The sequence below is a fragment of the Sphingomonas sp. ABOLE genome (assembly GCF_003950455.1).
In the GTDB taxonomy this organism is placed as follows: domain Bacteria; phylum Pseudomonadota; class Alphaproteobacteria; order Sphingomonadales; family Sphingomonadaceae; genus Sphingomonas; species Sphingomonas trueperi.
Map to the genome: position 1 here is coordinate 1 of NZ_QQWY01000037.1, position 26,428 is coordinate 26,428.

Here is a 26,428-nt window from a genome sequence, read left to right on the forward strand (position 1 = left end):
GTCACCGACAGGGGAGTATCACGCCATGAACACCTCGGTTGAAACCTTGCCTGCTCTTGATCTCGACGTCGCCGGACCGGGCGGTCCGCGGATGCGGCCGACGGTCATCGATCCGGATGTGAGCATCATCATCGCCATTTTGATGCCCGGCCCCTTTTGAACGCGGAGCGGCGGTCATGAAGAACCTTCAGGATGTGCTGTCGGTCGTGCGGCACCCCGATTTTCGCCAGACGCTGCTCGACGACAACGAGCGCAGCGTCCTCTATTACAATCGCGCGCTCGGCTTCGGGGATCTCAAACGGTCTCTGCAGGACAAGCGTGACATGACGCCGGAGGAAGTGTTCGCGCTTTGCAGCGAATTCTTCACCGAAGATCGCATTCGCAAGATCGTGGCCGAGGAGCGGGCGTGTGCCGCCCGCAATCCGTTCTACGGATCGTCGTTCCAGCCGATCAGCGGCGAGTTCTTCGGCGGCATGGTGCTGGTGTCGACCGATCAGTTCAGCGCGATGCTGCTGGGCCTCGACGGGTTCGAAATCGACATGGCGAAGCGGCGCACGCCCGGCGATCGGCGGACGCTGACCTTTGGCGGGCAGCACACCTTCCTCAAGATCTATCGCGCCCGCGACTTCACGCTGCAGACCTGGAAGATGGATCCGTTCGCCGACGAAGACGATCTGGCGACGAGCGGAAAGACGTATCGCGAGGGCCCTTCGCTTGTGTGCGAGCCGGGCGATACCTTCCATTTCGGCGCCGATGAAGCGTTCGAATACACGTCGAAGGTCGGCGCCCATGCGCTGGTCCTGCAGGTGCAGATGTATCGCCATGGACTGCCGATGGCGCTGGAATTCGATGTCGATTCCCGGAGCCTGGTCGGCGCGGCATCCTCGGCGCAGGAGCCGACCCGGTTGCAGATGCTGGCGACGGCGATGCGCCTGTTTGGCCGGCAGGACGCCGGGGAGCAGATGGAGCGTCTCGTCGCGCACCCCTCGCATTATGTGCGCTGGCACGCGATGCGCGAATATCTGGGCCTCAACCTGGAGCGCGCCTGGCCGCTCCTCGAGCGGATGTGCGCCGAGGATCCGCATCCGGCGGTGCGCCGCGCGGCGCAGAAGACCATCCACCATCTGAGCGACGTCGCGCCCGCCCTGGCGGCGGAGTGAGCGTGCTTTCCCGACACGGAGACCCATCATGCCTCTGGTAATCGACGCCCCACAGGCCGATGCAATCGAACTCGACGAACTGGTCGAGTATCTGCACGACGCCGATATCGACACGGCCGATCATGACGCGATGGTTTCGGTCGCGCCGATGCTCAAGCGGCTCAACAACAACCGCACCTTCCTGTCCGACCTGGCGCTCGAGGAACTGAAGAAGCGCACCTCGATCGGCAATGGTACCAACAATTACGGTCCGCAGGTCATCATGCTCTATGCGCCCACCCGGCGCTTCCAGACCTTCTTCCTGCGTGCCAACTTCTGGCCGGCGACGCAGGATCACATCCTCAGGGCGAGCGGGCCGGAACAGTTTTTCTACCATCACCCGCATGATCACTCGTTCAACTTCCTGACCTCGGGCTATTTCGGGCCGGGCTACAGCAGCAACTACTACACCTATGATTACGAGCAGACCGCCGGCTATCCCGGCGAACCGGTGGCGCTGAAGTTCGTCGAGAAGAGCGCGCTGCACGAAGGCAAGGTGATGCTGTACCGCGCCTGTGTCGACATCCATGACCAGCTGCCGCCGGAAAGCATGTCGATCAGCCTCAACATCATGGAGCTGACGGTGCGTGGCGGCGTGCTTGACCAGTACAGCTTCGATGTCGAACGCAACCTGGTCGGCACGATGATCAACCGCATGTCGATGGCCTGCCTGATGCCGATGATCGCGCAGCTGGGCGATGGCGACGCGGCGGATTATCTCCACGAAACCGCGCGCTCGCACCTGTCGGAGCGCGTGCGCTTCTCCGCGCTCAAGGCGATGGCGGGTACCCAGCCCAACCTGGAATCGACGATCGCGGTGTTCGAGCGCGGCACCCGCAGCGACAGTGCGCTCGTTGCTGGCTGGTCGAAGCACAAGATCGCTCGCCTGGAAGGCCTACGCGCGTGATCGCGACCGCGCCTGCTTCTGCCGCCGGCCTGCGGGCAGTGCTGCGCCATGTACGCCTCGACCGGCTTGCGCTGGCGGCGGCGGGCGTGCTGACCCTGCTCGAAGTCGCCGGTACCCTCGGCTTTCCGTTGTTGACGCGCTCGATCGTCGATCGCGCGGGCGCCGCCGACGCGTCCTGGCATGGGCCCGCCTTGATGCTGGCGCTAGTCCTGCTCGCGTCGGCAACGGCGTCGGCGATCGCGCGCTTTCTCACCGCGCGCGCGGGTCTCGCGCTCGACGCGGCGTTGAAGGAAGCGACCGTCGAGCGGCTGGTCCGCGCGCCGATCGCCTATTTCGACACATCGTCGAGCGGCGCGGTGACCAGCTGGGTGGTGAACGACACCAAGGCCGTCGCGCAGGTCATCTCGCGCGAGGGCCTGGCCGCGGCTTCGGCGGCATTGTTGCTGGTCGGCGCGGCGATCGTCCTGTTCGCGACCGATGCGGGGCTGGCCGGCATCCTGTTCGGCTCGGTGGCGCTGGCGTTTCTCGCCATGCTCCCGGTGGTTCTGACCACGGCCAGGATTGCAACGCGCACCCAGGACGAGACGGCGAGGCTGAGCGGCCGGTTATCCCAGATCTTCGCCGAAGTGCGGATGGTGAAGACTTTCGGCGCGGAAGCGCGCGAGCAGCGCGGGGTCGCTGCCAGCGTCGCGTCGCTGTTCGCGCTGGGGTGCCGTTCGGCCCGGATCGAGGCGGCGCTCAGCCCGATCGTAACCTTGTCGGTCACGCTCGCGATGGTGACGATCCTTGCCTATGGCGGCATGCGGGTGGCGGCAGGCACGCTGTCGTCGGGTACGCTCACGGCTTTCCTGCTCTACATCTTCACGGTCGTCGGGCCACTGGCGCAGCTGACGGCGTTCGTCTCGCGCCTGTCCGCCGCGCGGGGCGCATCGGCGCGGTTGATCGAAGTGCTCGACCTTCCGCCGGAAACCGATGCGGCCGATCGCGCGGCCGCGGCCGCGGCCGTGCCGGCGCTGCCGCAGATATTGGCGTTCGAGGGCGTTCGCTTCGCCTATGCCGACGGCGGGGACAGCGACGGTGCGACGATCGCGATCGACCGACTGACCTTTGCGCCGGGCACGCGGACGGCGCTGATCGGCCCGAGCGGTTCTGGCAAGTCGACGCTGCTCGGCCTGATCGAGCGCTTCTACGCGCCGGATCGCGGCACCATTCGCTACGGCGTGCAGGACATCGCGGCGTTGCCGCTTGCCCAGTGGCGTGCGCGGATCGGCTATGTCGCCCAGTCGACGCCGATGGTTTCAGGGAGCATCCGCGACAATCTGCTGTACGGAATCGATCGGCCCGTCGGCGAGCAGCAGGTCGCCGAGGCGCTGGCGCAATCCTGTTCCGCCACGTTTGTCGCCGCACTCCCCGAGGGGCTGGATACGCCCGTCGGCGAACGTGGGGTGCTGCTTTCCGGCGGCGAACGCCAGCGCATCGCCATCGCGCGCATGTTCCTGCGCGACCCCGAGATCCTGCTTCTGGACGAGGCGACATCGAGCCTCGACGAGGAAAACGCGCATCTCGTTTTGCAGGGGCTCGACATGCTGATGCGCGGACGCACCTGCATCCTCGTCACCCACCGCATGACCGGCTTGGAGACGATGGACCAGATCGTTTCGCTCGATGCCGGGCGGATCGTCGAGTGCGGCGCGCCCGATACTCTGCTGTTGGGCATGGGCCTCTACCGCCGCTTCGCTCATCGCCAGTTCGCACAGGAGAAGATCGCATGACCCCAACGCTGTTGTCCCGCCGCGCGTCCCGTCCCCTGGCCGTGCTGGCGCAGCATAAATCCACGCTGATCGGCTGGGTCGCGGGATGGTCCGCCTTCACCTATTCCGGGGCAGCGCTGCGTTGGAGCCAGCTGGACGGGGAGGGCGACCTCCGCACCGCCGCCGCGGCGATCTTCCATGTCGCGGACATGATCCCTCCTTATGCGAAGATCGCGTTCGGGGCGCTGTTCCTGCTCGGGCTGTTCGCCTTGCCGCGCCTGCCCGGGGGGCGGATCGTGCGGGGACCGAGCGCGAGCGTTCTGGCGGCGCTGGCGGTGCTGATGGTGGCGCCGCTCGACTATTTCGACGATGTGACGGGCAGCTTCGCCGGGCATGTCGGGATCGGCCCGGCGCTGCTGTATCTGGTGCCCGCGGTGATCGGCGGGCTCTGTTGGGCCGGCGTCTCCGCGCATTATGCGCGCAAGGGACAGGGCAAGTGACCGCGTCCGTCGTCGATCGGCTGCGCGAATTGCGGCTCGATGCGGTGCCGGCGATGGGGGCGCCCGCCGTCGAACCGGCACGCCCGCGCGCGCAGCGGGGGCGGATGTCCCTTGCCGCGGGCATCGGCCTCGTCGCGGCCGCTGCCGCGCTGGGCGTGGCGACGCGAAAGAAGGCGGTCGCGCCTCCGTCCGTTGCGCCGGCGGCGCAGGCGGCGCCCGTCGCCGCACCGGCAGCCGCGCTGGTCGCCGCCGGGTTCGTCGTGCCCCAGCGCAGCGGCACGATTGGCTCCCAGGTGACCGGGCAGATCCGGGAGATCCTGGTGCGCGAGGGCGATCGCGTCCGCGCCGGGCAGGTGATCGCGCATGTCGACGACGCCGACGCGCGCGCCGCGCTTGGTCGTGCCCGGGCGGCGCAGGCCGAAGCGCAGCAGCAACTCGCCGGCATCCACTTCCAGCGCACCCAGGCGGCGGCCACGCTCGCCCGGCAGCAGGCGCTGAGCGCGCGCGGTTTCACCACCCGGGCGTCCCTGGACGCCAGCGCGGCGGAAAGCGGTATGCTGGGTGCGCGTGTCGCCGCTGCCGAGGCCGCACTGGCCGGGGCGAGCGCGTCGGTGCGTGCGGCCGAGGTGACGCTGGGCCGTTTCGCGATCCGGGCACCGTTTTCCGGCGTGGTGATCGACAAGAACGCCGAAGTTGGCGAGCTGGTCTCTCCTATCTCGGCCGGCGGCGGGTTTACCCGCACCGGCATCGTCACCATCGTCGACATGGCAAGCCTGCACGTCGAGGCCGACGTGAACGAGGCCTACATCGGCAAGGTCCGCGCCGGCCAGCCCGTGACGCTGAGCTTCGATGCGCTGCCCGGCGAAACCTTCGACGCGAGGGTTTCCGCGATCGTGCCGTCCGCCGATCGCAACCGCGCGACGGTGCGCGTCAACATCGCGCTGGTGCGGCGCGATCCGCGCATCCTGCCGCAGATGGCCGCCAAGGCCGCCTTCCTCCCTTCCGCGTCCAACACAGGATCGAGGCAATGAACATGATGCAGACCATATCGGCGCCGACACCGCTCATCGAGATTTCCCGCCTGTCGAAGCGCTACAGCCGAGGCGAGACCGTCGTGCCCATCTTCGATGACCTGTCGCTGTCCATTCCCTGCGGTCGCTTCGTCGCATTGATGGGGCCGTCCGGGTCCGGCAAGACGACGCTGCTCAACATGCTGGCGGGCATCGACCGGCCCTCGGGCGGCATGCTGTCGATCGATGGTGAGCGGATCGACCGTTACGGCGAGGCGGCGCTGGCCGGATGGCGGGCACGGACGCTGGGCTTCATCTTCCAGTTCTACAACCTGATGCCGATGCTGACAGCGGCGCAGAATGTCGAGTTGCCCCTGCTGTTGCAGCCGATGGGCGCGAGCGAACGGCGCCGGCGGGTGGAAACGGCGCTGGACGTTGTCGGGCTGGCGGACCGGATGAAGCACCGGCCCCGCGAACTTTCCGGCGGCCAGCAGCAGCGCGTCGCGATCGCGCGCGCGCTCGTCGCCGATCCCAAGCTGATTCTCGCCGACGAACCGACCGGCGACCTGGATCGGCCCAGCGCCGACCGCGTGCTCGAGATCCTGCGCCTGCTGTCGAGCGAGTTGGGGAAGACCATCGTCATGGTCACCCACGACCCGGTTGCCGCACGCGCGGCGGATCTGACGCTTCACCTGGAGAAGGGGCGCTTCGTCGACGAAGCGATCGCCGCATGAGGATGTCTACGCTCGTCGCGCGCAACGCGCTGCGCAATCCGGTGCGGCTGGTGCTGATGGTCGCGTGCATCGCCATCGCGTTCCTGATCTTCGGCGTGCTGAGCGCGGTCGGCGCCGCTTTCCGCATGGAGGACCAGCCGGGCGCGCATGAGCGGATGATGATCGTTAACCGCAACGGACTGCAGCAGACGCTACCGATCGCCTATCTGGCGGATATCCGGCAACAGCCCAATGTCGCGGCGGCAACGCCCGTGCGGCTGGCGATCGCCTATTGGCGCGAGCCGAAGGATGTCCTGTCGGCGGTGATGGTCGACCCGGCGATCTATCTGACCCTTTCCGAGGACAGCGCGGTCGTTTCCGCCGAGGATCGCGCGCGCTTCGTCGCGACGCGCGACGGCCTGCTGGTCGGGCAGGCACTTGCGACCCGCAACGGCTGGAAGCGCGGCGACCTGGTGACGCTCCAGAGCCTGAACGACCTGCGTACCGACGGGACGCGAAGCTGGTCCTTCAGGGTCGCCGGGATCTACCGCGCCGCGAAGCCTGGCGGCCCCGAACTCGCCGTCGCCGGGCACTACGACTATTTCAACGATGCACTGCTGACCGGCCGGGATCGCGCCAACTGGATCATGGTGCAGGGACGTGACGTGACCGCCAACGATGCGATGGCCCGCGCGATCGACGCATCCTACGCCAACTCCGCGGCGGCGACCCGCACGCAGAGCGAGGCGGCGCTGGGCCGTGCATTCCTGTCGCAGATCGGCGATGTCGTCCTGATCATCCGCCTGGTCGTGGGAGCGGCATTCCTCGTCATCCTCTGCATCGTCGGCAACACGCTGATCTTCATGGTGGGCGAACGCACGCGCGAGATCGGTGTGCTCAAGACGCTGGGCTTCTCGGGTGGGCGGGTGGCGCGGATCGTCGTCGGCGAAGTCGCGCTGATCACGCTCGCGGGGGCTGCCGTCGGGATGAGCCTGGCGCTGCTGATCGTGACTGCGGTCGCGAGCGCCACGAAGGACATGCTGCCGGGGCTGGCGATCGGGCCGACCACGCTCGGGATCGCCGCGCTGCTGGCCGGCGGCCTCGTCCTGCTGACCGGCCTGTTGCCGGTGGTCAAGGCTGCCCGCCTCGATATCGTAACCGCATTGGGAAGGGTCTGAAATGTTCAGCCATGTCCGTCAGGTCGGTGCCGTGGCCCGGATCGCCTTGCTTGGGCTGCCGTCGCGCGCCCGGATGTCGCTCGCGGCCATATTCGGGATTGCGCTGGCGACGTTGGTCCTGCTCGGGTTCCTGGCGATGGCCTCGGGTTTCCGCTCGACCGTCGCCGGCGCTGGATCCGACCAGGCCGCGATCATTCTCGCCGAGGGATCGCCATCCGAATTCGCCAGTGCGATCGACATCAATCGGCTCGCGCAATTGCAAAACGCGCCCGGCATCGCGCATGGCCCGGGCGGCCCGCTGATCTCGCCGGAGAATTTTGCGACGATCAGCGCCGTGGACGATCAGGGGACAGAGGCCAATCTGTCGCTCCGCGGCATGGCGACGCAGGGCTTGGCGGTGCGGCCGCTCGCGCGGCTGGCTGCCGGCCGAATGTTCGCACCCGGAAGCAACGAGCTGGTCGTCGGTGCCTCGCTTGCGGCGCGCTACCGCGATCTGAAGCTGGGGCGCAGCATCCGGCTCGCGGGCATGGCATGGAAGGTCGTCGGCATCTTCGACGCCGGCGGATCGGCGGCGGAATCCGAAGTTTGGGCGGATCGCACGCTCGTCGCCCAATTCTTCGGATCGAGCGGAGCGGTCCAGTCGGTGCGGGTACGATTGGCCAACGCTGGGGCGCTCCTGCCGCTCCAGCGCTATCTGGCAGCGGAATCCGCGTCGAAGCTCACAGCGCGGTCGGAGAAGGACTATTTCGCGGTCCAGGCACGCAACATGGGCAAGCTGATACTATTCATCGGCTGGCCGCTCGGCATCGCCATGGCCATTGGTGCGCTGGCCGGAGCCCTGAACACGATGTTCACCTCGGTTTCCGCACGCTCCGAGGAGATACGCACGCTGCGTATCCTGGGTTATCGTGGACTCCCGGTGTTCCTCAGCACCATGGCGGAAGCCATCGTGCTTGTGCTGATCGGCTGTGCTGCCGCGATTTCCCTTTCGCTGGCGTTCCTCAACGGCCGAAGCGCGAGCACGATCGGCGGCAATCTGTCGCAGGTAATGTTTCGGTTCGACCTTGGCGTATCCGACATCCTTCAATCGGTGGTAGTGGCGCTGGTGGTGGCGATACTGGGCGGCGCACTGCCGGCATGGCGAGCGGCGCGCCGTCCGCTCGCCGCGGCTCCCGGGGCATGAGGTCGATTTCACCATAAAGTCTCAGCTGTGCCGGCGCGGGCCGGGCTGAGCCATGCGAACAATATCGCCAGATTGCTTTCAAGACGTCGCTGTCACTGGTTTCCATGGCGGCGGCGTCGACATTTGCATGCATTAAAAATTTAAATATCGAGGGTAGTGATGCTCCTATATTGGGAGTAACTTGACTTTACTATTACCTTTAAGGTTGGCAACTTTCTCTTGCCGGATCGAGATGGATTCATCGAAGATCTGGACATCGCCTGGTGTATGGGCATGGGCCAGGGGGGATGTTGGAACGCGCCCAACAATGGAGAAATTTATGAAAAAGATTTCTGTCGTGAAGGTCCAGGACCTCAAGACCACGTCGGTTGCGCTGTATCCGATCTGGACCTGCTGGCCCTACTGACTTCCTTTTTGCTGGACGTCTCCCGAGGATTTCTCGGGGGACGTCGGCTTTCTGGTTTCGGCAGAGGAAAACCCGCGAAGAATTGGCTTCGGCCACACGGAGGAAATGGCGCATGTCGAACAGCTTTCTTGAGGTAGCCCTCGGACTCGTCGCGTTTTTCAGCGCTCCCCTGTCGCCGGTCGCGCCCGTTGTGCCGCGCGAGGAATTCGCTTCTCCCGCCGCCGACAGCCCGTTGGTCGCGGTGATCGAGGCGGCCGTGCGGGCGGAGGCGGGCTTCGACTCGCAGGCCTTGGCCAAGGTGCTTGCCGACGACTATGTCGAGGTCTCTCCGGTCGGCGAGGTCGATCACCGCGACGCGGTGCTCCGCTTCTACGATCCGGCCAACCGTCGTCCCGCGCCGCAGGTGGCCGTGACGGAGCCGCTGGCCCGGGTCGACGGATCGAATGCCGTCGTCATCGTCCGGCTCTCCTTTTCTGCCCCGGAAGCGGCACCGCAGCGCCCGCCGATGTTGATGCGCGCGACCTATGTGCTGCGACAGAATGCGAGCGGCTGGCGTATCGCAAGCGCCCAATACACCCCCATTCGGACCGCGGCGAAATGACTGTCGCCACCATCGACGGAAGCAGCCGCTTCGCGTTGATTCCGCTGACGGTCCAGCCGGAAGGGGAGGGGTTCCTGGTTGGCAATCAGCAGCTCGGCGCCTTCTACCAATTTCCGGCGGAAGGGGTGGCGCTGCTCCGTCAGCTGCAGGAAGGGCGCACGCCCGATGACATCCGCCGCCTGATGTCGGGTGAGGGCACCGGCGAGGATATCGATCTCGACGACTTCCTCGCCACGCTGATCGAAATCGGCTTCGCCCGCCCTGGCGACGAGACCCCGGCGGCGGGGCCGTCGAGCGCGCCCGCGCGGACCTTGGGCTTTTCGGTCTCGCGTGCGACGGCGGAACGCTTCTTCTCGCGGGGCGCCGTAGCGCTGTACGGGCTGGTGGTGGCGGCGGGACTGGTCTGTGCCGTCCGCTTTCCCGTCGCCCGGCTGCACGCGGACGCCTTTTTCATCGAGGACAATCTGGCGGCGACGCTGATATTGCTGCTCGTCCTTTCCTCCGCCGCGACGGGCCTGCATGAGCTGGGACACATGCTCGCCGCGGCCCGCGAAGGTGTAGCCAGCCGCCTCGGGATTGGAACCCGCCTCTGGAACTTGGTCTTCGAGGCGGACCTGTCCGGCATCTTCGCGCTGCCGCGGGCGCGGCGGTATCTGCCCCTTCTAGCCGGGATGCTTGTCGATCTGCTGGTGGTGTCCCTCGTCACCATCCTGATCACGGCGCTTTCGCTGGCCGATGCGCCGGTCTTCGCGGTCGCGCTGCTGCAGGCGCTGGTGCTGCAGATCGCGGTGACGGTCGCGTGGCAGTTCAATCTCTTCCTGCGCACCGACGTCTATTATATCCTGTCGAACTGGTCGGGGCACCCCAATCTCGACGGGGCCGCGCGAGACTATATCGCTGGCAACGTCCATCTCTGGACCGCAGGCCGCTTCGGTCGGCGTCAGTCGGGCGAGGCGGACGGCACGCCGGCGCGCTATCTTCGAATGGTCCGTTGCTTCGTGGCCGTGTGGATCATGGGGCGCATCCTCGCGCTCGCGACCTTGTTCCTCGTCGTGCTGCCGACGCTGGCGCGATATGCCGAGCGCGCCTGGCAGACCATCCAGGACCCCAACGCACCCGTACTGCGCGGCCTAGACGCGGCAATCTTCGCCGGGCTTTCCATGCTGCTCGTGGCGGCAGGGCTCGCGCTGTGGCTGCTTCCCAAATTCAGGCATCAGAAACCGAAGGATACCCAGTGATGACCAAGTCGGAATCTTCTGAATCGACGCAGCGCTGCACGCTGGACATGCGCTTCGCGCGGGGGGGTGTCTGGGCTGGGGTAGAGGACTTGGTCGGGCGTGCCTATGAGGAGTTGCGCGATCGTGGCGCAGACGCGATCATCGATCGACACGCCTATGAACTTCATTTCGTACTGCGTGCCCATCGGCAGGCGATCCCGCTCGCCTATGCATCGCTTACCGACACTGCGAGCGGCCTCGAAAAGACCCGCAACTACCCGCTCGACCGTGCCTATCGCATTGTTCACGGCTTGATCGATTTCCTCATCGCTTGGCGACGGGAGATCGAGACCGAAACCGAACTGGTGGTCGTGGCGCTGTGCCCCGATGCTGCGCAGCATCTTTCGCAGCGATTTCTGGTCGAGCTGGCGAGGCGAGGTCCAAATGCGGGCATCCGTGTCGAGCACGGCACGACAAGCGCCCAAACCCTTCCTCCGGTTGATACGTCTGCCGCCGAGGCGGTTATCGCCAGCGGACCGGCGCATCTTCTCGACATGGACGTGATCGAAGCGCATCACCCCGCGCTGATCGCCCATCATCTCCGGCGCGGCGACGAAACCGCGGCAGCGCGGGTCGCGCTTCGGGCGCTGTGCCTCTACAATCATCTTGGCTTCTACCACGAAGCGGGCAGCTTCGCCGACAGGGTGATGGCTCATCTCGACACGCTGGCCGGCGACGACCAGGAAGCGCGCTGGAACTATGTCGGCAACCTTTTCCAGGGGCTGGTGATGACCGGTCGGCTCGACGCGGCGCGGGCTCTTGTGGAAGACGCAACCGCGCCCAGGCTGACCCGCCCGGATCTACGTGCCAAGATGCACTACCTCATGGGCATGGTGCACCTGCGCTATGCCGCCCAAAAGGATGTTGATCAGGCCGAGCGACATCTCCTTGCCGCGCGGCAAGCGATCGCATTGGCGCAGGAGGTGCTGGGGGCCGCCGATCACGCTTTCTATTCGGTTTTCATCGACAATGGTCTCGCTTTCCTGCGTGTGCGGCAGGGGCGCCCCCAGGAAGCGATCGACCTGTGCACCTCGGGACTCGAACTGCTCAGCCGCGCCTTGTCTGAGGACGCGCACCGGCTTCATCGCTCCGTTCTGCACTACAACACGGCGCAGGTGCACGCGATGCTCGGCAATCTCGAGGAGGCGCTGCGCTTTTACGATCTCAGCATCGAGATGGACCCCTATTATTCCGAATATCACAACGAGAGTGGAAATCTGCTGCTCCGCGCCGGCCGGCTAGAGGGGGCGATCGCGCGCTACTCGGAGGCGGTGCGCTACAGCGCGCCCTATCCGGAGGTATTCCACAACATCGGCGTCTGCATGGCGCGGATGGGGGCGTTTGAGCAAGCCTCAGCTGCGTTCGATCGAAGCCTTGAGCTCGATCCCAATCAGGTTGACGTGCTGCTGATGCGCGCAGAAGTGCTGGAATCCTTGGGGGCAAGCGACCGTCAGCTGCAGGATCTCGATGCCGCTCTTCTGCTCGATCCCAACCGGCCGGAAGCGCGCGTGAACCGCGCCGTCTTGCTTTTCGACCGACAGGAATATGTGCGCGCGCTCGCAGACATGGACCGCGCCATCGAAATGTTGCCGATGGAGCCGGATCTCTACATCAGTCGATCCGAAGTGCATCGGGCGATGGGCTTCGAAGCATTGATGGCCCAAGACATAGAAGCTGCCAGTCATCTACGAGCGGCATAGCGATTTGCATTGGCGCTGGGCGGAGGTGGATCATGCACTCCGTATCAAAAGGTTGGAATCCAAGAAGCGGGACTTCGTTGATACGAGAAATGTGATTCATCCTGTCCGTCGTCAGAACATTTGGCGCAGATCGCAGCGTAAATTGGCGGAGAGCGGGCTTCGTCCTGGGGGTTGATATTAAGCGGCGATCTTGCGGTGCTGCAAGCGCTGGTGCTCGAGCGAAATACGCGGTGGCTTTTTTTAGGATGTCGCGCTCCTCGCTCACCCGGGCCGGTTCGCGCTTCAACTGGCGGATCTCGGCATCCTTGCCGGCATCGCCGGATACCTGTCTAGCCAGCTGTCGTTTCCAAGCATACAGCGAGTGCTGGCTGACGCCGAGATCCGCCACTCCTTGGCTTCGAAATGTGCGCGCGCACCGCTCTGCTTGACCCCGGCAGGCAGACCGTTCGGCCGTGTCCAGCGCGTCTCGATGCGGAAATCGTCCTGATGGGCGACCCCGATCGATTGCAGGTTGAGGGCGAGACGTGCCACCGGCGGAAGACCAAGGCTTGTGGCTTCACCTTCGGTCAGCTGGGCAACCAGGCCAGGGTGAAGACACACGGCATTGTCCGAGGCTTCGGCCTGTGCCGAGCCATCGGGCGCATTGTTGCCATCGCCGATCGCCTGCAGCAACCGTGCGACCGCCGGACGCGCCGCAGTCGGGGCTTGGATTATCCAGTCGTCGACGGGGATCAGCGAGCGCGTCCCCTTGCCAAGAAAACGGCCGCCCTCGACGCGGATCAGCTCGATCCGCTCGCGCCCATCCTCATGCCGCGCTTCGAACCGCAAGTCGGGACTACTCACCATCCTGCTCCATGCCTGGGGTGCTGCACGCCAGCGCTCTGATAGACCTGCCGCGCGAACTTCGGCTGCCAGCCATTGGGTGGATTGTGCGGAATCGCACGGAAGCCTTCGCCGGCCGCCATGGTTCGCAAAGCCGGCCCTTGGTAGCGACGCTGGTAAAGACTTGGCGCCTTCGGGTCCGCTGCCCGCCAGAAACGGCAACTGCCGTTATCGCTCCATTCGGCGATGCGAGTGTCGCCGATCGAGAAGATTAATGCCGACTGAGCCGTCGTGGCACCACCGCCTTCGAGCGTCGCATAGGCGATTGCCTGGTCGTCCATGAACTTGCGCGCAAGCCGCTCCGCCTGCGAGCCGAACGCGAACCATGCGTCAGTGATGAACCCGGCGTCGAGGTACGCCAGCCAGAAATCGGTGCGTTCCTTCCATTGGTCGCGCCGCTCGACCGTTTTCGCCACCACCGAGAAGAACTCCCGGACGGTCGCGCGTACCAGCCAGCCGCGCAGCACGGCGAAGGCAGCGTCGACCTGGGCGTCCGGGAACATCGCCAGCACATCGCGGCGTAGTGCGGCCCAGCGTTGCGGCGCAACCCGCGGATCACCTCCCGCAATCTCAACATCCAGCCGACGCTGACAGTTCGCCCCGGCACGAATGTGCTGCTCGTGGTCCACAAGGACCTGATCCTCGCGCCCTGGCGCGGATAGGAGGCCCACATGCCTGACCTGAAACTCGCCAAGCTGCCGGATCGGAAGCCCGTCAAGCTGGCGATCCTCATCACGCCCGACCTGCACCAGCGGCTGCAGGACTATGCTGCGCTATATGCCGATACCTATGGGCAGAAGGAGGCGGTAACGGATCTGATACCAGCGATGCTCGCGTCCTTCCTTGAGAGCGACCGCAGTTTCGCAAGGGCAAATGGAGCAAACCGCCGGGGCTAGGGTGAGCGCCCATCTGGAGGAACGATCAATTACATTGAGCCAGATTATGGTGGCCTACTTTCCAGGGAACGAAGCCCGATACTGAATGCAACTGGCCGAGTTTGATTTCCCCAGCGCGGGACCGCAGAACCATTGGCGGCCTACCGGGCGTACCGTCGTCTGAGCCTCTCTTGCCGCGCGGCGGCAGGAGCTTTGCGAAAGGATCCAGAACTCCTGCTTGTATAGTAATACTGCTTGTGATGAGCTTCGCGGAAACAAGCCATGGGAGGCTAAACGGGCATCATCTGTCGCTTTGTATCCCCTTTAAGATTTTACCTTCCCATGGCCGCCTGCGGCTATCTTCCATGCGCGGTTGCTCAGGCGCGACGGTGTTGCCGCTATAGCAACATGCCCCGTCAGCGCGCCCGTGTCGCGATGAAGCGCCAGTCTGCGATCGCGGCGAAGCGATGCGGCTTGGCGTGGCGGGCGTATACGTCGCTATCGAGTATCGTCCGGAGGTCGGCGAAGCTGTCGTAGCGGACGACGACGATGTCGTCCCAGTGGTCGTCCGGTCCGGCGAGCAGGTTGTGGACCCGCTGGCCTGCATAGAGCAGCTCCGGTATCACGCCAGTGGCTTCGCACGCGGCGCGGAAACCGCCGACATATCCTTCATAATAGCCACTGCGAGAGTCCGGCTTTGCTTCCGCGAAACCCTCGGGATAGTCGGGCGCCTCGCGGAACTTCACCAGGTTCACCATCGCCACGGGCCCCTCGCCGATGGCCTGCGCGGCCGCGTCCAGGGCTGCGTCGTCGAGCTCGTTTGCGTGCATGTACTTGTGCCTCCAAGTTTCGTTGCAGCGAGTATCGCGATGCGCACGGGGCACGTGTAGGGATGCTGGGAGCAGGATCGAGTTGCCACCATGTCCACACCGCCCCATGTCCAGCGACTGTTGAACCTGCTGCATTTCGCGCGGGTGGTGGATGCCGGCTCGTTCGCGGAGGCGGCGCGTCGCGCGGGCACGACGACCTCGGCCCTGTCCAAGGCCGTCTCGCGCTTCGAGAAGGCGAACGGGGTGCGGCTGCTCCATCGCACCACCCATGCGATCTCGCTGACGCCCGAGGGCGAACGCCTGTTCGAAGGCGCGCGCGATCTGCTCCGCGAGGCCGAGAGGTTGGAGGCCCTGCTCGATCACGCGAAGGCGAGCGGGTCCGGCGGGCGCATCCGGCTGAGCGCGCCGGCGCCTTTCCTCCGCGCGAGGCTGGCGCGGCAGGTGCCCGCTCTTCTTCGCGCGAACGCGGACATCGAGCTGGAGCTCAAGATAGACGACGGCACGCTCGATCTCGCCGCCGAGGGCATTGACATCGCGATCCGGTTCGGCGCGCTCGCCGGCTATGCCAATGTCGTCTCGACGCCACTGGGCAGCTTCCCCTGGGTGCTGTGCGCGACGCCGCGCTATGTGGAGATCATGGGCACGCCGCAATCGCCGGCGGACCTCGACGCGCACCACCAGATCGGCTTTCGCGATCCCGGCTCGGGCCGCGTGATGGCGTGGCAATTCGCCGATCCGGACAGCGGCGTCGTGGTTCGGCACCTGCCGCGCCCGCGCATCGTGGTGGAGGACCTAGGGGCGATCTGGTCGATGATGCGGCAAGGGCTCGGGCTCGCCTGGGTGCCGGCCTGGGTCGGCCGTGGTCCCTTGCGCGACGGACGCGTCGTCGAGCTTCTGCGCGCGTGGCGCGTGCAGGAAACACCGATCCACGCGGTGCGCCTGGAGCGGCGCCATACCCCCTTGCGGGTCCGCTCGGTGCTGGACGGGCTGAAGGCGGCGGCAACGGACTGGCGCTATCTCGGCTGAGCCACTGGCCAAGCCCCGCCGGCACGCGATATGCGGAGCGGATGCGTGAACCTACCGAAGACCAGCTTGCCGCACTGGGCGCCGCGTTCGAAACCTTCGGCCGCCGCTACAAGCTGGCCGACGCGCTTCGTTCCGAGCGGCCGCTCGCCGAGCTGGACAAGGCGGTCCTGCTCTATGTCGCGGAGCATGCGGGTTGCGGCCCGACCGATGTCGCGCGCTTCCTGGGCGTGCCGACGACCACCCTGTCTTCGGCCACAGACCGGCTGGTGAAACGCGGCTTCCTCAAGCGCGAGCGCATCGAGGCCGATCGGCGTGCGGTGGCGCTGTCTCTGTCCGAGGCCGGCGCGGCCTGTGCGCGCGGCTTGGTGGATGCCTATCGCCAACTGGATCTGCTGATGCTGTCGCGATTGGCGCCCAACGAGCGCGACCCGTTCATCGCAATGATCGGGAAGATCGTGTATGACGATAGTTGAATAATCCGAAGTTCGTTGTATCGTTGCGGGGATGCTGCCACTGCAGCGTCGCGCCAGCGGACGGAGCCGAACCATGCCGATACGGGTCAACGATACAGAGGTTCCAGCGCCCGAGGACGCCCGCGTCTCGCTGCTCGACCTGTTGCGCGAGCATCTCCACCTTACCGGCACCAAAAAGGGATGCGACCAGGGCGCCTGCGGTGCCTGCACGGTCCTTCTCGACGGAAATCGCGTCCTGTCTTGCCTCACGCTCGCCGCCCAGGCGGAGGGGCGCGAGGTCCGCACGATCGAGGGAATCGCCGGCGCGGCAGGCGAGCTGCATGTGCTGCAGCGGGGCTTTGTCGAGCATGACGGCCTGCAGTGTGGCTATTGCACGCCGGGCCAGATCTGCTCGGCGATCGCCATGGCGGAGGAACTGCGGCGGGGCGACCCGAGCTACGTTACCCCGGACATCGCGGCGGGGCCGGCCGCTGTGACGCGGGAGGAAATTCGCGAGCGGATGAGCGGCAATCTCTGCCGGTGCGGCGCGCATAACGGGATCGTCGAGGCGATCGAGGCGATGCTGGCGGAGACCGCGGCATGACGCCGCTGTGCTATGTCCGCGCCGGCGATCGGGCGGATGCGCTGGCGCGGGTGGTAAACGGCGCGCGCTGCCTGGGCGGCGGCACCAACCTGGTCGATCTGCTGCGCCAGAATGTCGAACAGGCAAGCGAGTTGGTTGATGTAAGCCGCTTGGACGGGGACGTCCGCGAAAGCGATGGCGGCGAGCTGTTCATCGACGCCGCGGTCACCAACGCCGCGCTTGCCGCGCACCCGCTCGTGCGCCGCCGCTATCCGGTGCTCGCCCGCGCCCTGCTCGCCGGCGCATCGGCGCAGATCCGCAACATGGCGACCGTTGGGGGCAATATTCTTCAGCGGACACGCTGCATGTATTTCTACGACGTCGACGGCGCACGCTGCAACAAGCGCCAGCCGGGCGCCGGCTGCGACGCGCGCGAGGGGTTCGACCGCTATCATGCGATCCTCGGCGCCTCGGACCAGTGCGTTGCCACCCATCCTTCGGACATGTGCGTCGCGCTCGCGATGCTCGACGCCGTCGTTCACCTCTCGGGACCCGGCGGCGATCGATCGGTGCCGCTAACCGACTTGCATGTCCTGCCGGGCGCCACGCCGCAGGTGGAGACCGTGCTGCAGCCGGGCGAGTTGATCACCGGCGTAGAACTGCCGCCGCCGTCCGATGCGATGGTGCGGTCGGACTATCGCAAGGTCCGGGATCGCTCCAGCTATGCGTTCGCGGTGGTGTCGGTCGCGGGCGGGCTGGGGCTCGCCGAGGGGCGGGTCCGCGAAGCCCGGATCGCACTCGGCGGCGTTGCCGCCAAGCCATGGCGGGCACGGCGAGCCGAGGCGGCGCTGATCGGCCTCGCGCCGACCCCCGAGGCGCTCCTGGCCGCGATCCGCGAGGAACTGGCTGACGCCCGGCCGCTGTCCGGCAATGGCTTCAAGATCGGCCTCGTCGAACGCACGGTGGTCGCCGTCCTGACCACCCTTGCAGGAGCGCGCGCATGACCAAGCTGCAGAATGCGATCATCGGCGGCGTGCGCGCCGTCCTCGGCCAGGTGCCGGCAAGCTGGCTGCCCGGCGGCACGCCCGATCCGCTGATCGACAAGCGCGTGGCGCTCGGCGGGCAGCAGTCGCGGATCGACGGGCCCGACAAGGTGCGCGGGGCGGCACGCTTCGCCGCCGAAGTAGCGATGGAGGACCTGCTCTACGCCGCCTTCGTCCATTCGACGATCGCGCGCGGTCGGATCGCGGATCTGGACGTGTCGGATGCGGAAGCAGCGCCCGGCGTCGCGCTGGTCATGACCTATCGCAATGCGCCCAGGATCGGCGTGCCGCCGCCGATCGGGCTGACCAATCTCAAGGCGGCGGGCAATCACACGCTGCCCATCCTGCAGGATCCCGAGATCCACTGGAACGGGCAGGTTGTCGCGGTGGTGCTCGCGGAGACGCGCGAGCAGGCCGATCATGCCGCCAGCCTGGTCCGCGTGCGCTACGATGCCGCGCCGGCCCGGACGCGCTTCGAGGAGGGCAAGACCAGCGCAAGCATGCCGGAGTCGATCCTCGTCGAGCGCAACCGCCTCGACAAGGGCAATGCCGGCCAGAAGTTCGCGCAGGCGGCGGTCACGATCGACGGCGTGTATACGACGCCTTGGGAGAGCCATGCCCCAATCGAGCCGCATGCTGCGACGATCGCGTGGCGTGACGGCAAGCTGATCGTGCACGACGCGACCCAGATGATCCACGCCACCGCAGGCTCGCTCGCCAAGGTGTTCGGGCTGAAGGCGGAGGATGTCCATGTCAGCTCGCCCTATGTCGGCGGCGGGTTCGGCGCAAAGGCGCTGTGGGATCACCAGATCCTCGGCGTGGCGGCGGCGAAGCTCGCGGGGCGCCCGGTGCGGGTCGCGCTGTCCCGCGCGAGCATGCACCGGCTGATCGGCGGGCGCACCCGGACCGAGCAGCGCGTGGCGCTGGCGGCCGATGCGGACGGCAAACTCACCGCGCTGCTGCACCATGGCTATGGCGTGAAGCCGCGGCACAGCGTCTGCGACGAAGGGTTCAGCCTCACCGGCCGCTCGCTCTATGCCTGCGAGAGCTTCGACATCGTCCAGCACAATGTCGAGCTGGACCTGCTGGCGAACAGCTTCATGCGCGGCCCGGGCGAGACGCCGGGCACCTTCGCGATCGAGTGCGCGATGGACGAACTGGCCCATGCGCTCGGCATGGATCCCATCGAATTGCGGCGCCGCAACGCCGCGACCTGCGATCCGGTGAGCGGGGCGCCCCATTCGCAGAGCGCGATGATGGAGGCCTATGACCTGGGCGCGGCGCGGATCGGCTGGCACCGGCGCGCGCCGCGGCCCTGCACCCGGCGCGACGGCGAGTGGTGGATCGGCATAGGCTGCGCCACCGGCACCTTTCCCTTCACCCGCATGCCCGGCACCTCCGCCCGGATCACCCTTGACGCAAATGGCGACGCCCATGTCGCCAGCGCCGCGCAGGAAATGGGGATGGGTACCGCGACGGTCCAGCGCCAGCATGCCGCCGATCGGCTGGGCCTGCCGCTCGAGCGCGTCACGGTGGCGATCGGGGATTCGCGCCTGCCTTTCGCCAGCTTTGCCGGCGGATCGTCGCAGACCGCGTCGCTGGCGGCGGCGATCAGCGCGGCGAGCGGAAAGCTCGCGATCCAGCTGATGCGGCTGGCGGGCAACGACACGCCGCTGGCCGGCCTCAAGCCGAACGAGATCGAGTTCGCCGAAGGCGGCCTGCGCAGCGTCGAGGATCCCGCGCGCCACGAGAGCTTTGCCTCGATCCTGCGTCGGGCAGGGCGGGGCGAACTGAGCGCGATCGGCGAAAGCGGTGCGCCGCTCGAGGTGCTGAAATATTCGATGCACAGCACCTCGGCGATCTTCTGCGAGCTGCGCGTCAGCGAGGTCACCGGTGAGATCCGCGTCGATCGGCTGGTCGGCGCGTTCGACTGCGGCCGGATCCTCAACGCCAAGACCGCGGCCAGCCAGTTCAAGGGCGGGATGATCATGGGCCTGGGCATGGCGCTGACCGAGGAGACGCTGCTCGACGAGCGGACCGGCCGCATCATGAGCACGTCGCTCGCCGACTATCACGTGCCCGTGCATCTCGACGTGCCCGACATCGACGTGCTGTGGACCGACATCCCCGATCCCCGCACCCCGCTCGGCGCGCGCGGGATCGGCGAGATCGGCACGACCGGCGTGGCGGCGGCGGTCGCCAATGCGGTGTTCAACGCGACGGGCAAGCGGGTCCGGGACCTGCCGCTTACGCTCGACAAGCTGTTCTAGCCTGTGGATCGGCGCGGTCCCGCCGATCCGGGGGAGGTCCGTCAAGCACCCCGAGCAGATCTCGCCAAGCGGGTATCGATGGACCAGGCGACTGCCCCGTTCATGGCGATGTGCAGCGCGACGACGCCGAGGATAATCGGATATTCGATGCCCCGATCGATCCAGGGATAGGTCGGCCCCAGCGCAAGGCAGATCGCCACCATCTGGACCGCGAGCATCGGCGCGAACAGTCGCGTCGCGAAGCCGATGGCGATCGCCAACCCGCCAAAGCTTTCGAGCAGCGCCACGAACAATGCAAGTTGCGGCGCGAAGGGCAGGCCCAGCACATTCTCGATCAGGTTGACCGAACCCGCCATGGGATCGGCCATGGAGCCATGCGCGCTGCCGGTCAGCTTCGGCAAGCCGTGGGTCATGATGGTGATGCCGAAGGTCGTCCGGAGCAGAACATAGCTGGCCACGCGCCCGCGGGCGTAAAAACCTTCGGGGGCGGGGGAGAGCGAAGGAGGTGCATGTGTCGTCGCGCGGAAGGATGGGGCCGGCATGTCCAACTCCTTTACATGTTTCGTTGGAGACAACAGTATCGCGGTAGCTTGAGTGCTCAAGGCCGCAGGAGTTGAACTCACCATTCCAAATGCGGCAACAATCACTTCTTGATGTGCGATACGTATTGGCGCATCCGAGGACGCATGGATCGCTTCGACACCATGCGGCTCTTCGTCCGGATCGTGGAACGCGGAAATTTCGCAGGCGCGGCGAGAGACTTGGGGTTTCCCCGCGCCACGGTCACGCGCGCCATCCAGCAACTGGAAGGGCATCTCGGCACACGGCTGCTCGAGCGCACGACCCGCGCTGTCCGGCCGACGGACGACGGCATTGGCTACTATGGGCGATGCGTCCAGCTTCTGGCGGACCTCGACGAGATCGAAAGTGGATTTCGGCCATCCGAACCCAAGGGGCCGTTGTGCGTCGACATGCAGGGCACGCTCGCGCGGTTCTTCGTGCTGCCGGCGCTCCCCGACTTCCTGCGCCAGCATCCGGCGATCGAGCTCCGGCTGAGCGAGACCGATCGCATGGTGGATCTGGTCGAGGAAGGCATCGACTGCGTGCTGCGGGCGGGGGTCCTGCCCGACTCCTCCCTCGTGGGCCGAAAGGTGGCGGACGCCGAGCAGGCGACCTTGGCGAGCCCCGGCTATCTCGACCGTTTCGGCATGCCGTCGGCGCTGGAGGACCTTCCCAGGCATCGGATGGTCGCCTACGCCGCGTCCGCCTCCGGACAGCCGTACGCGCTCGACTTCATCGTCGACGGAGGGACGCGAGAGGTGCTGCTGCCGTTCGACGTCACCGTTCGCGGGGCCGAGCTCTACACGGCGGCGGGCGTTGCCGGTCTCGGACTGATTCAGGTTCCGCGCTATCGCGTGCAGCACCAGATCGATGCGGGCGCGCTGGTTCCTGTCCTCGCGCAGTTTCCGCCGCCGCCTATGCCGATATCGGTGCTGCACCCCGGCCACCGCACCGTATCGCCGCGGACCAGGGTGTTCGCCGACTGGCTGGTCGCCTTGTTCGAGCGACTTCAGGCAGAGGAGCGGCTGTAAGCCGCCTCTGGTCCCGTCCTGCGAACGAGCAATGCAGGAAGCGGCTCAAGCGAACCGCACGCCCGCGAGCCTGCACGACTCCTCCCACAGGCGTGCCGCCGCAGCCCCGTCGAGCGTCCGGGCAGGAGGCTTTTCGAGCGTGGGATAGCCGCGCGTGCCGCCCAGGGCGTGGGGGCCGTAATAGCCGCCGTCCTGCGCGCAGGGATCGGTGGCGGCAAAGAGCGTCGGCAGTGCGCCCTGCCATGCGGGCTGGAACAGGAAGGGCAGGAAGCGCCGTAGCCGCCCGGAGACGCTGTGCGGACCCGCGCCGTTCGCGATCAGGTCCGTGCGCGTGATGCCGGGATGCGCCGCCATGCTGGCAACGCCCCAGCCGTGCCAATGGCTTTGCCGGCTGAGCTCCAGCGCGAACAAGAGGCAGGCCAGCTTGGACTGGCTGTAGACCGGCATCGGCCGATAGCTGTGCTCGGCCTGCAGGTCCTCGAAAGCGATCGCGCCGCCGCGTGCGGCGACGCTGCTCAGTGTCACCACCCGCGGCTGCATTCCCCGCTTGAGCAGCGGCAGCAGCCGGGCGGTCAGCGCGAAATGACCGAGATAATTGGTGCCGAACTGCAGTTCGAAGCCGTCGCTGGTCTCCAGCCGCGCCGGCGGTGCCATGACCGCGGCGTTGTTGATCAGGAGGTCCAGCCCCTCCTGCCGGTCCGCCAGGCGCTCGGCGAACCGCGCGACCGATTCCAGGCTGGCGAGGTCGAGAAGTTCGAACCGTACCGTCGCGCCCGGGGCCGCCGCGTGCACGGCGGCAACCGCCTGCGCGCCCTTGTCGGGATTACGGCCGGCGATCACCACCGCGGCGCCCGCGCCGGCGAGCGCCCGGGCGTCCTCCAGGGCCAGGCCCCCGGTGCCGGTGACGACGGCCGAGCGGCCATGCTGCGGAGGGATGTCGGCGGCGGTCCAGCGATTCATGTCTGTTCTCGGATCGAGTGCAACTGCCGCCGGGATAGCGGGACGCCCGGCGCCCCGCTTGCCCGAAGCCACAGAAAACCTGTCCGATCCTCGCTTTCGTGGCGGAGCTTGCGCTACCGCCTGGCGACCGCCGCCATCAGCGCCTTGCGCTCCAGCACGTCGCGCTTCGGTGCGATGCCAAAGGTGCGGCTATATTCGCGCGTGAACTGCGACGTGCTTTCATAGCCGACCTGATAGGCCGCCGCGGTCACGTTCGCCGCATTGTCCAGCATCAGCCGGCGCGCCTCCATCAGCCGCAGTTGCTTCTGGAACTGGATCGGCGTCATCAGCGTCAGCGTCTTGAAATGCTGGTGGAAGGACGAGGGGCTCATGCCCGCGGCCTCCGCGAGATCCTCGATCCGCAACTTCTCGGCGAAGCGTTCGCGCAGCAGCCGGATCGCGCGGGTGATCCGCTCGAGATGCGTGTCGGCGATGAGCTGCTTGCAGATCTCCCCGCCCAGCGGCCCGGTCAGCAGCCAGTAATAGACCTCGCGCATCAACGAGGGGAAGAGGATCGGCACCGCCTCGGGCGTCTTGGTCAGCCGCAGCATGCGGACTAGGCAATCGGCGAGCGAGTCGGTCACCCGCGTCACGAAGATGCTGGGTCCGTCATGCTTGCCGGGCTTGGGCCGCTGGTCGAGCTGTTCGAGCACCTCGCGCAGCAGTTCCAGGTTGAAGTCGATCGTCATGCCGACGAAGGGCCCCCCCGGCGACGCCCCGACGATGCGGCCCGACGCCGGCATCTCCATGTTGACGATCAGGCATTCCATCGCGCCATATTCGAGCGAGTCGTCGCCGAACTCGATCTGCTTGAGACCCTCGACCACCACGCACAGCGACGGCCGATAGATCTGCCGGTTCGCGGGCACGTGGCGCATCGCGCGGATGACGTGCACTTCCGGCGCCGGCAGCGGGAACAGCCCCTCGCCGCCGCCCCCCGCATCGATGTGCGCGTACACCGCCTCCCGCAACGCTGCGGCGGCGCGATCGTCCGGCGGCGCGATGGGCCGGGCGTGCGCGGCCCCGCCACGCGCGGCGCCATTTGGAGGAAAAGGCAAGATTTTCGCGGTTTCCGGCATTCTGGTCATCGAAGACACCTTCTAACTTGATGGCGCAGATAAGCCGAGGTGTTTCCCGAAGATGACAGATCCAGCGATCCCGTCAACCCGAAATTTGCACCAATCCATGGGCGATGTCGTAGCGTATGGTGAACTTCATCTTCGTGGATTAGGAGAAGTTAGATTTGGCGGAACGCTGTTGCTGGTAAGTATCGTCTGTCAGATCGACAGGATATTGCCGTTTATCTTGATAGAGCCGATAAAGCGCGACCTTGTTCTTAGTGATGTGCAGATCGGCCTGGTGACCGGTCTGGCATCGGCGCTTTGCTATACGCTCTTTTCGCTGCCGATCGCCCGCGCGGCCGATCGCGGCTCGCCGAGGCTGGTCTTGCTCGGCTGCGTCCTGTTCTGGAGCGCGATGACCGGGCTGGGCGGGCTCGCCACCAGCTTCGCCGCGCTCACCGCCAGCCGCTTCGGCGTTGCGATCGGCGAGGCCGGCGCGATCCCCGCCGCGCATGCGCTGATCGCCCGGCGAATCGCACCGGATCGCCGCGGCCGCGCACTCGGGCTGTTTTCGATGGGCATTCCGCTCGGCACGATGCTGGGCTTCTCGCTAGGCGGTGTCGTCGCCGATGCGCATGGTTGGCGGACGGCGCTGCTAGGCGCCGGTGTCGCGGGGGCCGTCTTGGCGATCCTGCTCGCCGGCCTGGGCCCGACCCCGCCGTTGCGGGAGCAAGGGGAAAGCGTCCCGTTCCTGAAGACGGGCAGGGTGTTGCTGGCATCGCGCGCGTTTCGCTGGCTGCTCCTTGCGGCGGTCGGCGTCGGCTTTGCGTCCGCGCCTTTCTACGCCTTTGCCGCGAGCTTCCTGATCCGTGTCCATGGGTTCAGCGCCGCGCAGGCGGGCCTCGCCTTCGGGCTGCTCCAGGGCGGCATGGGGCTGGTCGGCACGCTGCTGGGCGGGCGCGATTTCGATCGGCGGCGCAGCGCGGGCAATCGCCGCCTGCTCGCGACACCGGCGACGTTGTTCCTTGTCGCGGGCGCCGCTGCCAGTGCCGCGCTGTTCGTGCCGATCGGCTGGCTCGCGATCGCGCTGTTGGTGCCGACCATGCTGTCCTTCGCCTTCATGTTGCCCGGGGCCTTCGGTGCCGCGCATCTGGTCGCCGGCGCCGGCCATCAGGCGATGGCCTCGAGCATGGTCCTGATCGCGTCGGGACTGCTGGGGCCGACGCTGGCGCCGATGCTGGTCGGCGCGGCGAGCGATGCCGCAGGCGACGCGGGCATCCGCCACGGCCTGCGCTTCGGCCTGCTGCTCGTGCCGATCGCCAGCGCGATGACTGCCGCGGCCATGCTGGTCGCCAACCGCCATATCGCCGGCGCCGGGAAACCGGCGATGGCCTGAGATCGGGCCTGCGGCTCCCGACCGCAGACCCGCCGAGGGATCACCCACCGCCGCCCCTGGGTGGTGGGCGATCCCTCGAATCGCCGCCGGAGGCCACCCCCCCCCCGCCTCCGGCGGCTACCCCCATGACGAGGAGTTTCGACCATGCGTATTCTGCTGCTGCTTTCCTTTGCCTGGACCACTGCGCTGACCAGCGCGACCGCCTATGCCCAGCAAGCCCCCGCCGAGGTCGGCGGCGCCCATGGCATGGTCGCGCTCGGTGCCGGGGTGGTTCCCGAGTTCGACGGCGCCGGCGACGTGCGCCCCTTTCCCTTCGCCACTGCCGACATCCGCTGGCGCGGGGTCAACTTCCAGCTCCGCGGCAATGGCGCGCGTGTCGATCTGGTGTCCGATCCACGCTTCGCTGCCGGGCCGGTGATCGGCCCGCGCCTGCCGCGACAGGATGTGGACGGGCGGCTCGGCCGGCTTCCCGAGATCGGCACCGCGGTCGAGGCGGGCGGGTTCGTCGGCTACCGGATCGGCGGCAATGCCCAGGGGCAGGGCGGGGTGCAGCTCGAATTGTCCGTCGTGCATGACGTGTCGGATACGCATGACGGTCTGCTGGCGACGGCGAGCGCCTCCTACGCCGCCGTGCAGCGCTCCGACCTGTTCCTGTCCTTCGACCTGCGGACGACCTGGGCGGATGCGAAATATACCCGCACCTATTTCGGCATCGACGCAGGTGGCGCGGCGGCAAGCGGACTCGCGCCTTACCGTCCGGGATCGGGGCTGCGCGATGTCGGCGGCGGGGTGACGGCGGGCTATTGGTTCGATCGCCATTTGGGCGTGATCGCCCATGCCAGCGCCGGCTATCTCGTGGGCGATGCCGCCGACAGCCCGGTCACGCGCGAAGGCAGCCGCTGGCAGCCGATCGCCGGCCTGATGCTCGCCTATCGTTTCTGACCGCAGCCCCGGCGCAGGCCGAGGACGGCCGGCGCCGGGCTCGCCTTGGCGA

Annotated in this window: 25 protein-coding genes and 1 pseudogene; 20 read left to right on the forward strand and 6 right to left on the reverse strand. The window is 66.9% G+C overall.

What is annotated here, in order from left to right:
* The first annotated feature begins 176 nt into the window (after positions 1-176).
* From CA234_RS18660 to CA234_RS18705, 11 genes are all read left to right on the forward strand, one after another.
* Positions 177-1,160 carry a HEAT repeat domain-containing protein gene (locus CA234_RS18660; protein ID WP_125974597.1) on the forward strand — a complete coding sequence of 328 codons (984 nt, stop codon included), beginning with the start codon at positions 177-179 and terminating at the stop codon, positions 1,158-1,160.
* A gap of 28 nt (positions 1,161-1,188) precedes the next feature.
* Positions 1,189-2,106 (forward strand): transposase, encoded by a 918-nt coding sequence (locus tag CA234_RS18665; protein WP_125974595.1) that lies wholly within the window; start codon positions 1,189-1,191, stop codon positions 2,104-2,106.
* Positions 2,103-3,878 carry an ABC transporter ATP-binding protein gene (locus CA234_RS18670; protein ID WP_125974593.1) on the forward strand — a complete coding sequence of 592 codons (1,776 nt, stop codon included), beginning with the start codon at positions 2,103-2,105 and terminating at the stop codon, positions 3,876-3,878. Before CA234_RS18665 ends, CA234_RS18670 begins: the two co-directional genes overlap by 4 nt.
* On the forward strand, positions 3,875-4,357 hold the full coding sequence (locus CA234_RS24450) for a hypothetical protein (protein WP_164521866.1): 483 nt from the start codon (positions 3,875-3,877) through the stop codon (positions 4,355-4,357). Before CA234_RS18670 ends, CA234_RS24450 begins: the two co-directional genes overlap by 4 nt.
* Positions 4,354-5,388, forward strand: coding sequence for an efflux RND transporter periplasmic adaptor subunit (locus CA234_RS18675; RefSeq protein WP_164521867.1), 1,035 nt, complete (start codon positions 4,354-4,356; stop codon positions 5,386-5,388). Before CA234_RS24450 ends, CA234_RS18675 begins: the two co-directional genes overlap by 4 nt.
* Positions 5,385-6,101 carry an ABC transporter ATP-binding protein gene (locus tag CA234_RS18680; RefSeq protein WP_241213579.1) on the forward strand — a complete coding sequence of 239 codons (717 nt, stop codon included), beginning with the start codon at positions 5,385-5,387 and terminating at the stop codon, positions 6,099-6,101. The genes CA234_RS18675 and CA234_RS18680 overlap by 4 nt, the downstream gene beginning before the upstream one ends.
* A 2-nt stretch (positions 6,102-6,103) precedes the next feature.
* Positions 6,104-7,258, forward strand: a complete 1,155-nt coding sequence (locus CA234_RS18685; protein ID WP_126002463.1) for an FtsX-like permease family protein — start codon at positions 6,104-6,106, stop codon at positions 7,256-7,258.
* A 31-nt stretch (positions 7,259-7,289) separates the two neighbouring features.
* Complete coding sequence (locus CA234_RS18690) at positions 7,290-8,441, forward strand: ABC transporter permease (protein ID WP_164521868.1); 1,152 nt, start codon at positions 7,290-7,292, stop codon at positions 8,439-8,441.
* A 518-nt stretch (positions 8,442-8,959) separates the two neighbouring features.
* Positions 8,960-9,448 (forward strand): nuclear transport factor 2 family protein, encoded by a 489-nt coding sequence (locus CA234_RS18695; protein ID WP_126002464.1) that lies wholly within the window; start codon positions 8,960-8,962, stop codon positions 9,446-9,448.
* The gene (locus tag CA234_RS18700) at positions 9,445-10,686 is read left to right on the forward strand and encodes a hypothetical protein (RefSeq protein ID WP_126002465.1); all 1,242 of its coding nucleotides are present in this window, start codon (positions 9,445-9,447) and stop codon (positions 10,684-10,686) included. Before CA234_RS18695 ends, CA234_RS18700 begins: the two co-directional genes overlap by 4 nt.
* A complete protein-coding gene (locus CA234_RS18705) occupies positions 10,686-12,425 on the forward strand; it encodes a tetratricopeptide repeat protein (protein ID WP_126002466.1) in 1,740 nt (579 codons plus the stop codon). Before CA234_RS18700 ends, CA234_RS18705 begins: the two co-directional genes overlap by 1 nt.
* A 235-nt stretch (positions 12,426-12,660) precedes the next feature.
* Here the strand turns inward: CA234_RS18705 and CA234_RS25025 are convergent.
* Both CA234_RS25025 and CA234_RS18715 read right to left on the reverse strand, forming a co-directional pair.
* Positions 12,661-12,804, reverse strand: a pseudogene (locus tag CA234_RS25025) (IS3 family transposase); the annotation flags it as partial.
* 460 nt (positions 12,805-13,264) lie between these two features.
* Positions 13,265-13,936, reverse strand: coding sequence for an EH signature domain-containing protein (locus CA234_RS18715; RefSeq protein ID WP_164521869.1), 672 nt, complete (start codon positions 13,934-13,936; stop codon positions 13,265-13,267).
* Positions 13,937-13,978: 42 nt separating this feature from the next.
* Here CA234_RS18715 and CA234_RS18725 point away from each other — a divergent pair, with 42 nt between their 5' ends.
* Positions 13,979-14,203, forward strand: a complete 225-nt coding sequence (locus CA234_RS18725) for a DUF2274 domain-containing protein (RefSeq protein WP_126002469.1) — start codon at positions 13,979-13,981, stop codon at positions 14,201-14,203.
* Between the two features lie 395 nt (positions 14,204-14,598).
* Here the strand turns inward: CA234_RS18725 and CA234_RS18730 are convergent, their stop codons facing one another.
* Positions 14,599-15,012, reverse strand: a complete 414-nt coding sequence (locus CA234_RS18730) for a hypothetical protein (RefSeq protein WP_125974573.1) — start codon at positions 15,010-15,012, stop codon at positions 14,599-14,601.
* A gap of 90 nt (positions 15,013-15,102) precedes the next feature.
* Between CA234_RS18730 and CA234_RS18735 the strand changes: the two genes are divergently transcribed.
* The 5 genes from CA234_RS18735 (at position 15,103) to CA234_RS18755 (ending at position 20,386) form a co-directional block, all read left to right on the forward strand.
* Positions 15,103-16,038, forward strand: a complete 936-nt coding sequence (locus CA234_RS18735; protein ID WP_125974571.1) for a LysR family transcriptional regulator — start codon at positions 15,103-15,105, stop codon at positions 16,036-16,038.
* A 41-nt stretch (positions 16,039-16,079) separates the two neighbouring features.
* Entirely contained in the window at positions 16,080-16,511 is a 432-nt protein-coding gene (locus CA234_RS18740) for a MarR family transcriptional regulator (RefSeq protein ID WP_126002470.1), read from the forward strand.
* Between the two features lie 73 nt (positions 16,512-16,584).
* The gene (locus CA234_RS18745) at positions 16,585-17,094 is read left to right on the forward strand and encodes a 2Fe-2S iron-sulfur cluster-binding protein (RefSeq protein ID WP_125974567.1); all 510 of its coding nucleotides are present in this window, start codon (positions 16,585-16,587) and stop codon (positions 17,092-17,094) included.
* On the forward strand, positions 17,091-18,077 hold the full coding sequence (locus CA234_RS18750) for a xanthine dehydrogenase family protein subunit M (protein WP_125974565.1): 987 nt from the start codon (positions 17,091-17,093) through the stop codon (positions 18,075-18,077). The genes CA234_RS18745 and CA234_RS18750 overlap by 4 nt, the downstream gene beginning before the upstream one ends.
* Entirely contained in the window at positions 18,074-20,386 is a 2,313-nt protein-coding gene (locus CA234_RS18755) for a xanthine dehydrogenase family protein molybdopterin-binding subunit (protein ID WP_126002471.1), read from the forward strand. The genes CA234_RS18750 and CA234_RS18755 overlap by 4 nt, the downstream gene beginning before the upstream one ends.
* Positions 20,387-20,427: 41 nt before the next feature.
* Here the strand turns inward: CA234_RS18755 and CA234_RS18760 are convergent, their stop codons facing one another.
* On the reverse strand, positions 20,428-20,928 hold the full coding sequence (locus CA234_RS18760; RefSeq protein ID WP_125974561.1) for a DoxX family protein: 501 nt from the start codon (positions 20,926-20,928) through the stop codon (positions 20,428-20,430).
* Positions 20,929-21,072: 144 nt separating this feature from the next.
* Here CA234_RS18760 and CA234_RS18765 point away from each other — a divergent pair, with 144 nt between their 5' ends.
* A complete protein-coding gene (locus tag CA234_RS18765) occupies positions 21,073-21,978 on the forward strand; it encodes a LysR family transcriptional regulator (protein ID WP_126002472.1) in 906 nt (301 codons plus the stop codon).
* A gap of 45 nt (positions 21,979-22,023) precedes the next feature.
* Here the strand turns inward: CA234_RS18765 and CA234_RS18770 are convergent, their stop codons facing one another.
* Together CA234_RS18770 and CA234_RS18775 are read right to left on the reverse strand one after the other, a co-directional pair.
* Positions 22,024-22,938 (reverse strand): SDR family oxidoreductase, encoded by a 915-nt coding sequence (locus tag CA234_RS18770; protein ID WP_126002473.1) that lies wholly within the window; start codon positions 22,936-22,938, stop codon positions 22,024-22,026.
* A gap of 113 nt (positions 22,939-23,051) precedes the next feature.
* On the reverse strand, positions 23,052-24,065 hold the full coding sequence (locus CA234_RS18775) for an AraC family transcriptional regulator (protein ID WP_241213580.1): 1,014 nt from the start codon (positions 24,063-24,065) through the stop codon (positions 23,052-23,054).
* A 97-nt stretch (positions 24,066-24,162) separates the two neighbouring features.
* Between CA234_RS18775 and CA234_RS18780 the strand changes: the two genes are divergently transcribed.
* Positions 24,163-25,434, forward strand: a complete 1,272-nt coding sequence (locus CA234_RS18780; protein WP_241213581.1) for an MFS transporter — start codon at positions 24,163-24,165, stop codon at positions 25,432-25,434.
* Positions 25,435-25,578: 144 nt separating this feature from the next.
* A complete protein-coding gene (locus CA234_RS18785; RefSeq protein ID WP_125974553.1) occupies positions 25,579-26,376 on the forward strand; it encodes a MipA/OmpV family protein in 798 nt (265 codons plus the stop codon).
* The last annotated feature ends 52 nt before the right edge of the window (positions 26,377-26,428 follow it).